Here is a 12,291-nt window from a genome sequence, read left to right on the forward strand (position 1 = left end):
TTGACAATGCCAAGACGTTACGGGGGCTACCTCACCAGCGCCACGCTCGCCCGGACCGGGGACGAACTGTCCGGACCCGCCCTGCTGCTGCTCGGGATGACCGCGGGCCCGCACGCGGGCGCGGCGTTGCTCGCCGGGCTGACCGCGGCCGCCGCCGTGGGCGGGCCGGTGCTCGGGGCACTGCTGGACCGCAGCCCGGCGCCGGGACGGCTGCTCGCCGTCGCACTCGGCGGCTACGCGGGCGGGATCGCGCTGGTCACCGCCACCTTCGGGCACCTGACGCTCGAAGCCGTCGTCGCGGTGGCGGTCGTGACCGGCCTGCTCAACCCCGCCATCGCCGGCGGCTGGACCGCGCAACTGCCCGCGGTCGCCGGACCGGCGCTGCCGAAGGCCAGCCGCCTCGACGCCATGACGTTCACCGCCGCCGCCCTCGCCGGGCCCGGCCTGGCCGGCCTCCTCGGCGGTCCGGCCGGGCTCGTGGTCGCGGTCGGCATGGTCGCCGCCGCGATCCCGGTGGCGTGGACCCTGCCGAAGCGGAAACCGGCGAAGACCCGCCTCAAGGACGGCTTCAGGGTCCTGGTCCGCCAGACGCCGCTGCGGCGGGCGACCGTCGCCTCGACCGTCTCGTGCGCGGGGATCGGCATGGTCACCGTGTGTTACCCACTGCTGGGTGCGGCGCACCTGCGCGGCCCGGCGGACGGCGCGCTGCTGCTGACCGTCCTGGCGGTGGCGTCACTGCTGGCCAACGCCGTCCTGGCGAGGAAACCGCTGCCGTGGGCGCCCGACCGGTCCGTCTGGCTGAGCACGCTCCTGCTCGCGGCGAGCTGCCTCCTGGCGGCGAGCGGGCACGGCGTCGTCGTCGCGGCCGTGCTGGCCGGATTCGCCGAAGGTCCGCAGCTCACGGCGTTGTTTGCGATCCGCCACCGCGAAGCGCCGGAGCACGTGCGGGCGCAGGTGTTCACGACGGCGGCGAGCGTGAAGATCACCGGGCTGGCCGCGGGCGCGGCACTGGCCGGCCCCTTGGCCGCGTGGTCGCTGCCGGCGTGCCTGGTGACCGCGGCCGCCGTCCAGCTGATCGCCGCGGCAACCTATCTCCGCAGTGACATCCGGGGCTTCGCCCCAGGCCGGGGGCTCCGCCACCCGGACCCCCGAAAGAGCAGTGACATCCGGGGCTTCGCCCCAGGCCGGGGACTCCGCCACCCGGACCCCCGAAAGAGCTGCAGGTCAGAACGCCATGGCCTGCGCGCGCCGCTTGACCTCGGTGCCGTGGCTGGTCCGCAGGGCGTTGACCGGGGTGTTCCCGGGCAGCGTGTCGTCCGTGGCGAAGAGCCACCGCAGCATCTCGGTGCGGCTGAAGCCGGAGTCGGCGAGCACGGTGATCGTGCCCGTCAGGCCCTTGACGACCCCGTCCTTGACGAAGAAGGCGCTGGGCACGCACAGTTCGCCGCCGCGCTTGAGCGCGATCAGCTGCCCGTCGCGCAGCATCTGCCGGACCTTGTTGGTCGAGGTTCCGAGGACGTTCGCCACCTCCGGCAACGGAAGGACCGCGATGGCGGTGTCGAGAATGTCTTCGGCGACAGGAATCCCACTCACAGGTGACACTGTGCCACATTCCGTCCCCGCACCCGCTAGTGCGCACGGGTGACCCGCGAGGTCTCCTCCACGAGGCGTGCGCGGTTCCGTACGATCCATACTCGTGACACGCACCCAACCCAGCCTGGTCGGCACGCTTTTGGAGCGGCGCTACCGGGTGGACCGGCTGCTCGCCCACGGCGGAATGTCTTCCGTCTATCGGGGGACGGACACCCGGCTGGACCGTCCGGTCGCGATCAAGATCATGGACCCCCGCTTCGCCGACGACCGGTCGTTCGTGGACCGGTTCGTGCGCGAGGCGCAGTCCGCGGCGCAGCTGCACCACCCGCACGTCGTGGCGGTGCACGACCAGGGCTTCGACCTGCCACCGGGTGCGGAGACGGGGCTGGCGTTCCTGGTGATGGAGCTGGTGGACGGCGGGACGCTGCGCGACCTGCTGGAAGACGAGGGCCCGCTGGACGTCGCGCTGGCGCTGAGCGTCGCCGAGCCCGTGCTGTCGGCGCTGGCCGCCGCCCACCGGGCCGGGCTGGTGCACCGGGACGTGAAGCCGGAGAACGTGCTGATCGGCCGGGTCGGCCAGCACACCGGCGGGGCGGTGAAGGTCGCCGACTTCGGCCTGGTGCGGGCCGTGGCGAGCGCGGGCACGACCAGTTCGAGCGTCATCCTCGGCACGGTCGGCTACCTCTCCCCCGAGCAGGTCGCCACCGGCTCGGCGTCCGCGCGCGGTGACGTCTACTCGGCCGGGATCCTGCTGTACGAAATGCTGACCGGCCGGGTGCCCTACACCGGGGACACGGCGATTTCGGTCGCCTACCGGCACGTGAACGACGACGTGCCGCGGCCGAGCGAGCTGCGTCCCGACCTGCCGCCGGCGCTGGACGACCTGGTCGTGCGCGCGACGCGGCGGGACCCGCAGCTGCGCCCGGCCGACGCCGGGGAGTTCCTCACCGAGCTGACCGCGGTGCGCGCCCGGCTGGGGCTGCTGCCGGTGACCGTGCCGATCCCGGTGTCCCACGGCCAGGGCGACCTCGCCGACACCGAGCGCACGCTGCCGCGGATCCCGCAGGTGCCGGACACCGAGAAGACGATGCCGGTGCACCGCCCGAACGCGACGCGGGCGCTGAGCCACGCCGCGCCCCCGGTGCTTCCCCCGACGCCGCCGCGGCGGCGGAGCCGGCCCGAGCCGGAGAAGCCGTCGCCGGACAACCGCAAGCGCATCCTCGTGATCGCGGCCGCGGTGCTGCTGCTCGGCGGGCTGATCGGGGCGTTCGCGTTCATCCTCACCGACACCGGCGGCGACAAGACCGCGCGGGTGCCGAAGCTGGTCGGGCTGAACCAGGCGGCGGCCGGCGACGCGCTGCGGGCGGTGAAGCTCAATCCGCAGTTCAGCCAGGAGTTCGACAACACGGTGCCGTCGAACACCGTGCTGCGCGCCGACCCGGCCGAAGGCACGACGCTCTCGCCCAACTCGTCGGTGTCGGTGGTGCTGTCGAAGGGCCGCCCGCAGGTGCCGGACATCCGGCCGGGCACCGCGCTGCCCGACGCCGAACAGGCGATCAAGGCGGCGCAGCTGACGCCGGTCCGCGGCGCCGACGACTTCGACGCCGAGGTCCCGCAGGGTGCGGTCATCCGCACGACGCCGTCGGCGGGCAGCCAGCTGACCATCGGCGGCCAGGTCACGATCATCGTGTCGAAGGGCCCGATCCCGCTGCCCCCGGTGCCGGACGTCACGGGCCGCCCCAAGGACGAGGCGTTCCAGCTGCTGCAGCAGGCCGGGTTCGAGCCGTTCCAGGCGGGCGAGGAGTTCAAGCAGGACGTCCCCGCCGGCGCCGTCACCCGGACCGACCCGCCGGGCGGCTCGCAGGCCAGGGCCAAGCGGATCGGCGTGTTCGTCAACAACGCCGTCCAGGTGCCGGACGTCCGGTTCCGGTCGTTCGACGACGCCCAGAAGCTCCTGGAGCAGGCCGGCCTCAAGGCCGACCGCGACGGCGGCCGCGGGCGCGGCAACGGCGGCGGGTTCGACTTCGTCTTCCAGCAGGACCCGGAGCCGGGCACGTTCGTGGCGAAGGGCTCCAAGGTCAAGCTGAAGGGCTTCGGGGGATGATCGGCAACCGAGGCCGCGTGACGGGCACGATCGGCCCCGGCCTCATCGGCGAGGTGCTGTTGAACGTCCGGGGCGGCACGGAGGCCTTCTACGCGTACCCGGCCGACCCGGAGGAGACGTTCAGGTCCGGGACGCAGGTGCTGGTGGTCGACTTCGAACCGCCGCGCACGGTTTACGTCGAGCGGTGGCAACCGCTGACCCGCTGACGGCGTCGAAGAGGCACCACACACCCACAACAGAAAAGCGAGGGGGTCGGTGCCATGAGTCTCGTGGAAATCCTGCTGGTTTCCGCCGGTGGGCTTGTCGCCGTGCTGATCGTCGTCTTCGGGGTCCTGCGGCTGCTGTACAAAGTGGCCGAACCGAACGAAGCCCTGATCATCTCCGGGCTCGGCGTCCGCGTCGACCGGGCGGACACCGCGGACAGCCTCGGCTTCAAGATCATCACCGGCCGCGGGGTGAACGTCATCCCCGGCTTCCAGACCGCCCGGCGGCTGTCGCTGGACACCCGCGGCGTCAACCTGCAGGTCTCCTGCGTGACCAAGCAGGGGCTGCCGGTCACCGTGCGGGCCGTCGTCATCTACAAGGTCGGCGACGACTTCGCCTCGATCGCCAACGCCGCCCGCCGGTTCCTGGACCAGCAAAAAGGCATGAACGACACGATCCACGAGCTGTTCTCCGGGCACCTGCGCTCGATCGTCGGCGGGCTGACCATCGAGGAGATGATCCACAACCGGGACGCGCTCACCGGCGAGGTGCGGCAGTCCTCGGCCACCGAGATGATCAAGCTCGGGCTGATCGTGGACTCGCTGCAGATCCAGGAGATCGACGACGAGTCCGGCTACATCAACAACCTCGGCAAGCCGCACGCCGCCGCGATCGCCGCGTCGGCCCGGATCGCCGAAGCCCAGCGCGACCAGGAGGCCGCCGAGGTCGAGCAGGTCTCCGCCGCGAAGAAGGCCGCCGCCGTCCGCGAGAGCCAGATCCAGCAGGCCGGCTACCAGGCCGAGGTCGACCAGGCGCGGGCGAAGGCGTCGCAGTCCGGCCCGCTGGCCGAGGCGACCGCGCGCCAGGAAGTCGTCGTCCAGGAGACGCGGGCGGCCGAGCTGGAGGCCGCACTGGCCGAGCAGCGGCTGCAGTCGCAGGTCCGCAAGCCGGCCGACGCGAAGGCGTACGACACCCGGACCGCCGCCGACGCCGCCCGTGACGCCTCGATCGCCAAGGCCCAGGCCGAGGCGAAGGAGACCGAGCTGCGGGCCGCGGCGGACGCGACCCGGGTGAAGACCGCCGCCGAGGCCGAGGCGCAGGCCACGAAGGCGCGTGCCGAGGCGATGGCGGGCGCGACCCGGGCGACCGGTGAGGCCGAGGCCGCCGCGGCCAAGGCCCGCGGCCTGGCGGAGGCGGAGTCCGCGAAGGCGCGTGGCCTCGCCGAAGCCGAGGCAGCCCGCGCGAAGGGCCTCGCCGAAGCCGACGCCATCAAGGCACGCGCGGCGGCGCTGGCGGAGAACCAGGAAGCCGTCGTCGCGCAGCAGCTGGCCGAGCGCTGGCCGGAGATCGTCGAGGCGGGCGCAAGCGCGTTCGGCAACATCGACCACCTGGTCGTGCTCAACGGCGCCGACGGCATGTCCGACATGTTCGCCAAGGCGCTGTCGCTCGGCGGAACCGGCCTCGGCCTGGCCCGCCAGCTCATGGACGCCATGGGCAAGCCGGACGGGAAGGACCTCGACGAGGCCTCCCGGCGCAATGGCGAACTGAAGCTCAGCGACTGATCCATCACTCTGGGTGTACGGCCTCTGTGTCCCGGATCCCGGGTTGCGGGGGCCGTACCCCCGTTCGGGGGCGGAAATTCCCGCTCGCTTGTCCTACCGTGGGCGCATGGTGCCGGACCGTGCGTCGCGGGCCGTCCGATGAGCTTCTTCACCGGCGGTCCCCGTGAGCGTCCCCTGTTCCCCGTTCCGGAGCAGGAGCTTTACGCCTTCAACGGACGGCACTGGACCGATCCCCCGCGCGAGCACATCGTCCCGGCCGTGCTGCCGTGGGCGCAGCCGCTGGGCCGCTCGGACCGCACGGTGGTCGCGCTGCGGACCATCGAGGTGTGGCCGGAGGCGCTGACACTGCGCGTCACGGTGTATTCCCGCGACAGCCTGGTCGACGACCCCGCCGAGGGGCTGATCGACCACCGGCGCAAACCCGACTACAACGGGCTGCTGATCGGCGTGCTCTACGCCGACGGCAGCCGGGCGAGCTCCGAGACGATCTCGGTGCCGTCCGCGTCCGAACCGGAGGCCCCGGTGCTGCGGGCCCAGCCGGTCGGCGGCACGCGGTTCGCCGTCGAGCACGAGGTGTTCCTCTGGCCGCTCCCCTCCGCAGGCCCGCTGAAGCTGGTCGTGCAGTGGGCGGACCGGCAAATCCCGGAGACCCGCACGACGCTCGACGGCGGTGCGATCCGGTCCGCGGCGAAGGACGCCGCGGAAATCTGGCCGGGGCTCGACCGGCGGCAGGTGAACGGCCTGCCGGTGCGCCGCGTCGGCAAGCAGGTCGCGCTCACCCCCGATTGGGGGGCCCCGGTCGGCCAGGCGGAAGAACCCCGGCCTGCACCAGGTGAATGAATCTTTTCTTGATCTGTGAGCCGGGGCACCGCCGCCCGGGGTATCTCGAATGGCGGAACGGGGTCGCTCGTTAGCGTGGTGGAAACACTTCGACCACCCGGCCGTCATGCCGGGGTGGTGCAGTGGGTTCCTTCCCTTCCGACGCACGTGGCCGTGCGCCCCCCGCGAAACCCGGAAAGGTCGCCCATGGCAGGCTCGCCACTCAGCGCACTCGACGTCGCTTTTCTGTGCCTGGAAAGCGAAACCACTCCGATGCACATGGGGGCGGTGGTCACCTTCACCGCCCGCGGCCCGGTCGATCCCACCGCGTTGACGGCGGTGCTCGCGCAGCGGGCCGCCCGGTTGCCCAAGCTGCGCCAGCGGGCGCGCGCGGAACTGTTCCCGCCGGGCTCGGCCAGCTGGAGCGACGACCCGGATTTTGTTGCGGGCAACCACATTCACCACGTCGTGTTGAGTTCGCTGTACGAGCCGGACCCGCTTGCGGCGTACGCGTCGCGGTGGATCGCCCGGCCCCTCGACACGTCCCGGCCGCTGTGGGACCTGACGCTCGTCACCGGCCTGCCGGACGGGAAGTTCGCGCTGCTGCTGAAACTGCACCACGCGCTGACCGACGGCGCCGGCGCGTACGCGGTCGCGGCCGGGCTGCTCGACGGCGTCGAGCTGCCGAAGCCCGCGCCGTCCCGCCCGATCCCCGCCCCGCGCTCCACTTTGGACACGGTGAAGGACGCGCTGGGCACGGTGTGGGGCCAGGCGAACGAGGCCGCCGGGATCGCCTCGTCGGTGGTGCGGGCCGCGCGCCCGGCGCTCTCCCCGGTGTCGGCACCGCCGTCGGCCGAGCGGCGCCTCGGGTTCGTCCGGCTGCCGCTGAACGAGCTGCGCCGGGTGCGCCGCGCGCACGGCGGCACGACCAACGACGTCGTCCTGGCGGTGCTGTCCGGCGCCCTGCGCGAGTGGCTGGTGAACCGCGGGCAGCGCGCCGACGGCCGTACGCTGCGCGCGCTGATCCCGGTGAGCGTGCGCGGCCGGGCGGGTGCGCAGCTCGGCGGCAACAAGCTTTCGGGGTACCTGTGCGACCTGCCGGTCGGCGAGGACGACCCGGTCGAGCGCCTGCGGGTGGTCCGCCGGGCGATGACCCGCAACAAGGCGGCGGGCCCGAGCCGCGGCGCCGGAGCGCTGCCGCTGCTGGCCGACCGCGTGCCACCGCTGCTGCACCGCCTGGGCACCCGCACGGCGGGCCAGGCCGCACCGATGCTGTTCGACCTGGTGATCACGACGGTCCCGGTCCCCCCGGCCCGCCTGTCCCTCGACGGCGCCCGCCTGGCGGAGGTCTACCCGTTCGTGCCGCTGGCCCCGCGCCACGCGGTGGGCATCGCGGTCGCCACGTACCGCGATGCGGTCCACGTCGGGCTGCAGGTCAACGGCGAAGCGGTCCCGGACGTCGGCTCACTGCGGGACGCGGTGCTGAAGTCCACCGCCCGCCTCCTCGACGCTTCTTGATCCGGCGCCCGCCTGCCCGACGCGGTGCCGAGGTGCAGGCCCCGAGCGCCCCAAGGCCACCTTGGGTGCGTTCAACGCACCGAAGGCCACCTTGGGTGCGTCCAACGCACCGAAGGCCACATTGGGGCGCTGGGGGCCGGGATCAGCCGCGGAGCATCTCCGCGACCAGGAAGGCCAGCTCCAGGGACTGCTGGGTGTTCAGGCGCGGGTCGCAGGCCGTCTCGTAGCGGCCCGACAGGTCGACGTCCGAGATCTCCTGGGCGCCGCCCAGGCACTCCGTGACGTCCTCGCCGGTCAGCTCCACGTGGATGCCGCCCGGGTAGGTGCCCAGCGTGTTGTGCACCTCGAAGAAGCCCTGGACCTCGTCGACGATCCGGTCGAAGTGGCGGGTCTTGTAGCCGGTGGACGCCTCGTGCGTGTTGCCGTGCATCGGGTCGCACTGCCAGATGACCTTGTGCCCGGACGCCTCGACCTTCTCCACGATCGCGGGCAGCACCTCGCGGACGTTGCCGTTGCCCATCCGCGAGATCAACGTCAGCCGGCCCGGCTCGAAGCGCGGGTCGAGCCGCTCGACGTACTCCACGGCCATGTCGGGCGTGGTCGTCGGGCCGATCTTCAACCCGATCGGGTTGGCCAGCAGCTCGGCGAACGCGATGTGCGCGCCGTTCAGTTGACGGGTCCGCTCGCCGATCCAGAGGAAGTGCGACGACAGGTTGTACAGCTTCGGATTCGTCGCGTCGGAGTGGTCCAGGCGCAGCATCGAACGCTCGTAGTCGAGCAGCAGCGCCTCGTGGCTGGCGAAGATCTCGGTGGACTGCAGCGAGGTGTCGGTGACCCCGCACGCCGACATGAACCGCAGGCCGCGGTCGATCTCGTTGGCCAGCGCTTCGAAGCGCTGCGCCGCCGGCGACGCCGACACGAAGTCCTTGTTCCAGTCGTGCACCTGGTGCAGGTCGGCCATGCCGGCCCCGGTGAGGGCGCGGACCAGGTTCATCGCGGCGCCCGCGTTCGCGTAGGCGCGGATCATCCGGCCGGGGTCCGGGACGCGCAGCTCGGGCTTGGCGACCAGGGAGTTGATGATGTCGCCGCGGTACACCGGCAGGCCCAGCGCGTCGGTCGCGGCCGAGCGCGGCTTCGCGTACTGGCCGGCGATGCGGCCGACCTTGACCACCGGCAGGCTCGCGCCGTAGGTGAGCACGACCGCCATCTGCAGCAGCGTGCGCAGGTTGGCCCGGATGTGCGGCTCGGTGTTGGACTCGAACGTCTCCGCGCAGTCACCGCCCTGCAGGAGGAAGGCCTCGCCGCGGGCGACCATCGCCAGCCGGCTCTTCAGCCGGTCGATCTCGGCCGGGACGGTGATCGGCGGCACGCTCTCCAGCACGGCGCGGACCCGCCGGGTCGCCTCGGGGTCGGGCCACTCCGGCTGCTGCGCGGCCGGGAGTGCCAGTGCCTTGTCGAGCTGCGCCCGCAGCTCGGGCGGCAGCGGCGGCAGCTCGGGCAGTGTGTCGACGGGGACGTCCACAGTCCAGTTCACGCCAACCAGGATAAGGTTCGCCCCGAACTCGGCTTCTCCCGGTCGGCCACCGAGGTCCGGCGCCGGGGTGGCGTGGTCGCGCTGCGCCACCCCGGCGGGGACTCAGCAGGGCCGCCCCGAGGCGAACGTCGCGGCCACGTTGGCGGTCGAGAACGGCTGGAGCCGGAAGGACGCACCGCCGTAGTTGGGCGCGGTGTACAGGCACCAGGCGTTCGACGTGCCGTTCTGCTCCTGGAACGCCGTGAACGGCGGGGTGATCGACGGCGTCGGCACCGCCAGGCAGAGCGACGTCCCGCCCGCTCCGGTGAGCCGGACGCTCTCCGGGATGCAGTACCCGTCCGCGGTCTCCGCGGCCGCGGGCGAGGCGAGCAGGCTCGTCGCGGCCAGCGCGGCCGCGACGAGGAATCCGGTCTTCTTCATGGTTCTCCCCTTTCGATGTGCAAGGGGGGAAGTCCCACCAGAAGGCGCACCCCTCCGCGCCTGCCAAACCCCCCTTACCGGCCAGACTGACAGGAACCGTCCGCCGCGGGGAAGACCCCGTCACGCAGATAGCCCAGCACTGCTTCGTTTCCGCAAGCGTTTTCCCGGGTGAAGACGCCGTGCCCGCCGTCGTCGACGGTGACCATCCGCGCGCGGGCTCCGAACGCCGCCCGCGTCTCCCGCGCGCCGGACAGCGGGGTCGCCGGGTCGCGCAGGTTCTGCACCAGCAGGACGTTCGCCGGACCGGGGCCGCCGACGCGCACCGGCGGTTCCGCGCGTTCGACGGGCCAGAACGCGCACGGGTTCACGTTCGCCGCGGCTGGGCCGAACATCGGGTGCCGCGCCCGTTCGCGTTCGACGGCGCGCTGGTAGTAGCCGACCTGCTCGGGCCAGTCGGCGTCGTTGCAGAGCACCTGCAGCTGCAGGGCCGCGTGGTTGTCGCCGTCGAGCGGGCCGGCCGCGGCACGCGCGGTGCCGGTCCAGTCCTCGGCGATCGCGGGGAAGAAGGCGTCGTCGTAGAGCCCGTTCCACGTGTTCGACCGGAACTCGGGCCCGCGGACGGCGGCGAGCTCGAAGAACTTCGCCGTCACCGCTTCCGGTGTCCGGCCCAGGTGGTAGACGTCGTCGCGCTGGGCCGCCCAGGCGGCGAAGTCCGGGAAGCGCTCGTCGAACCCTTCGGCGAAGCGCTGGTTGGCGCGGACGTCGAGGCCGCGCGGGCCGAGCACGCTGTCGAGCACGATCCGGTCGCCGCGGCCGGGGAACATCGACGCGTAGGCGGCGCCGAGGTAGCTGCCGTAGGAGACGCCGTAGTAGGAGATCTTCTGCTCCCCCAGCGCTTCCCGGATCCGGTCGAGGTCGCGGGCGGTGTTCGCGGTCGTCATGTGCGGCAGCAGCTCCCGGGTGGACGCTTTGCCGCACTTTTCGGCCACGGCACGCGCTTTCGCCGCGGTGGCGACGACGTCACGCGGTCCGTCCGCGTAGGGGCCGAGGACCGCGCCGCGCTCCTCCGACGTCGTCATGCCGCACGTCACCGGCGTGCTGTAGGCGGTGCCGCGGGGATCGAAGCCGATGACGTCGTAGGCGTCCGGCAGGCCGGAGCCGCCCATGCGCTGCCGCAGCTGGGCGGGCATGGCGAGCCCGGGGCTGCCCGGCCCGCCGGGGTTCATCAGCAGCACGCCGCGGCGCTTGCCGGGGGTGCCGGCGTGGCGGGACAGGGTCAGCTCGATGGTGCGGTCCGGGTGGGCGTAGTCGAGCGGCACGCGCAGGGTGGCGCATTCGAGGCCGGCCGTCGGGGACGGCGTCATGCCGTAGTCCGGGCAGGGGGTCGTCCACTGCAGGCGCGGGGTCGCGTCCGCCGCGGGCGCGGTGAGCAGCGACAGGGGCAGGAGAGCCAGCGCGGTCAGGGTTTTTCGCATGCACCGAGCCTGCCCTGGCGGGCGCGCGCGGACGTCAGCCCAGGGACCGGAACTCCGGCTCCGCCCCTGGGCTGACGAGGGTCACGCGGCTTGCGCGCGGTTGTACAGGTTCTGCGCGTCGGCGCCGAAGTACGGCCCGAACATGTAGCCCGGCAGGAAGGTGTAGCCGAAGCTGTTCACCGAGGCCTGCACGCCGGTGCCGGTGCCCTCGTTGAACGAGAGGAACCACGGTCCGCCGCTGGAACCACCGGTCATGTTGCAGCTCATGCCGTGGTCCCTGGTCAGCAGGAAGTCGGTGAAGGTGCTGCCGCTGCAGTAGATCAGCTTCGTCCCGTCGTAGGGCGCCGCGGCCGGGTAGCCGAAGGTGTACATGCTCTGGTTCTTCGGCTGGTTGAAGGCGATGCCCTGCGCACCGACGACGTCGGTGAGCCGCCGGCCGTCGAGCGGGTTCACCACGGCCATGCCGACGTCGTAGTTGATGTCCTCACTGGCCTGCCACTGCGGGGTGGTGAGGGTGGTCTTCGCCGTCCACTGGCCGTAGGGGGCGTTGCCGTTGTCGTAGCCGGGCACGAAGATCCACTGGGTGTGCCAGGTGCCCTGGTACTTCACGCAGTGCCCGGCGGTGACGACGACACTGCCGTTGGTGCTGGTGACGGCGTCCCCGGAGCAGGACGACCGCTGGCCGTTGAAGAGGAAGAACACGCGCCCGGCGGTCTGGGTGACCTTGCCGCCGCCGGTCCAGGGCCCCCCGCCGTTGGGGATGCTCTGGATGATCGCGCTCTGCCCCTTGGCCACGTCTTTCGGCGTGAAGGCGGGGGCTTGGACGAGCGAGTCCATCGGCACGGCCGCCCGCATGGCGTCGGGCGTCCAGAAGGGTTTCGACGCGGCCTGGGCGGGCGACCCGACCAGGGCGACTGTGAGGGAGAGGACGGCGGTGATCACCGCGGCCCGGAGTTTCGTGTGCTTCAAGACGCCCCACCTTCCGCAGAAGTGAATCGTCGCAAAGGCGACACAGCTACTCGAAAGTAGTTGCCCGTGTACACACTGCACAGCCGCCGTCCG

Annotated in this window: 11 protein-coding genes; 5 read left to right on the plus strand and 6 right to left on the minus strand. The window is 72.3% G+C overall.

The window, feature by feature from the left end; translation table 11 throughout:
- Positions 1 to 233 precede the first annotated feature (233 nt).
- Complete coding sequence (locus tag ACLJQE_RS30715; protein WP_410643002.1) at positions 234 to 650, minus strand: hypothetical protein; 417 nt, start codon at positions 648 to 650, stop codon at positions 234 to 236.
- Between the two features lie 574 nt (positions 651 to 1,224).
- On the minus strand, positions 1,225 to 1,593 hold the full coding sequence (locus tag ACLJQE_RS30720; protein WP_410643003.1) for an Rv2175c family DNA-binding protein: 369 nt from the start codon (positions 1,591 to 1,593) through the stop codon (positions 1,225 to 1,227).
- Between the two features lie 103 nt (positions 1,594 to 1,696).
- On the opposite strand from ACLJQE_RS30720, the gene pknB reads away from it, so the two are divergent.
- The 5 genes from pknB (at position 1,697) to ACLJQE_RS30745 (ending at position 7,800) form a co-directional block, all read left to right on the plus strand.
- Positions 1,697 to 3,697: a Stk1 family PASTA domain-containing Ser/Thr kinase gene (gene pknB, locus ACLJQE_RS30725; RefSeq protein ID WP_410643004.1), complete on the plus strand. Its 2,001-nt coding sequence runs from the start codon at positions 1,697 to 1,699 to the stop codon at positions 3,695 to 3,697.
- The gene (locus tag ACLJQE_RS30730; RefSeq protein WP_410643005.1) at positions 3,694 to 3,903 is read left to right on the plus strand and encodes a hypothetical protein; all 210 of its coding nucleotides are present in this window, start codon (positions 3,694 to 3,696) and stop codon (positions 3,901 to 3,903) included. Before pknB ends, ACLJQE_RS30730 begins: the two co-directional genes overlap by 4 nt.
- Positions 3,904 to 3,957: 54 nt before the next feature.
- Complete coding sequence (locus ACLJQE_RS30735) at positions 3,958 to 5,463, plus strand: SPFH domain-containing protein (protein WP_410643006.1); 1,506 nt, start codon at positions 3,958 to 3,960, stop codon at positions 5,461 to 5,463.
- Positions 5,464 to 5,601: 138 nt separating this feature from the next.
- Positions 5,602 to 6,303, plus strand: a complete 702-nt coding sequence (locus tag ACLJQE_RS30740) for a hypothetical protein (RefSeq protein WP_410643007.1) — start codon at positions 5,602 to 5,604, stop codon at positions 6,301 to 6,303.
- 186 nt (positions 6,304 to 6,489) lie between these two features.
- The gene (locus tag ACLJQE_RS30745; protein ID WP_410643008.1) at positions 6,490 to 7,800 is read left to right on the plus strand and encodes a wax ester/triacylglycerol synthase family O-acyltransferase; all 1,311 of its coding nucleotides are present in this window, start codon (positions 6,490 to 6,492) and stop codon (positions 7,798 to 7,800) included.
- Positions 7,801 to 7,942: 142 nt separating this feature from the next.
- Here the strand turns inward: ACLJQE_RS30745 and ACLJQE_RS30750 are convergent, their stop codons facing one another.
- The 4 genes from ACLJQE_RS30750 to ACLJQE_RS30765 form a co-directional block, all read right to left on the minus strand.
- Positions 7,943 to 9,334: a class II 3-deoxy-7-phosphoheptulonate synthase gene (locus ACLJQE_RS30750; protein WP_410643009.1), complete on the minus strand. Its 1,392-nt coding sequence runs from the start codon at positions 9,332 to 9,334 to the stop codon at positions 7,943 to 7,945.
- Positions 9,335 to 9,436: 102 nt separating this feature from the next.
- Entirely contained in the window at positions 9,437 to 9,754 is a 318-nt protein-coding gene (locus tag ACLJQE_RS30755; protein WP_410643010.1) for a hypothetical protein, read from the minus strand.
- A gap of 74 nt (positions 9,755 to 9,828) precedes the next feature.
- Positions 9,829 to 11,229: an alpha/beta hydrolase gene (locus ACLJQE_RS30760; protein WP_410643011.1), complete on the minus strand. Its 1,401-nt coding sequence runs from the start codon at positions 11,227 to 11,229 to the stop codon at positions 9,829 to 9,831.
- An 81-nt stretch (positions 11,230 to 11,310) separates the two neighbouring features.
- Complete coding sequence (locus tag ACLJQE_RS30765; protein ID WP_410643012.1) at positions 11,311 to 12,198, minus strand: trypsin-like serine peptidase; 888 nt, start codon at positions 12,196 to 12,198, stop codon at positions 11,311 to 11,313.
- Between the last annotated feature and the right edge of the window lie 93 nt (positions 12,199 to 12,291).

This window comes from Amycolatopsis sp. lyj-346, assembly GCF_046548975.1.
GTDB lineage: Bacteria > Actinomycetota > Actinomycetes > Mycobacteriales > Pseudonocardiaceae > Amycolatopsis.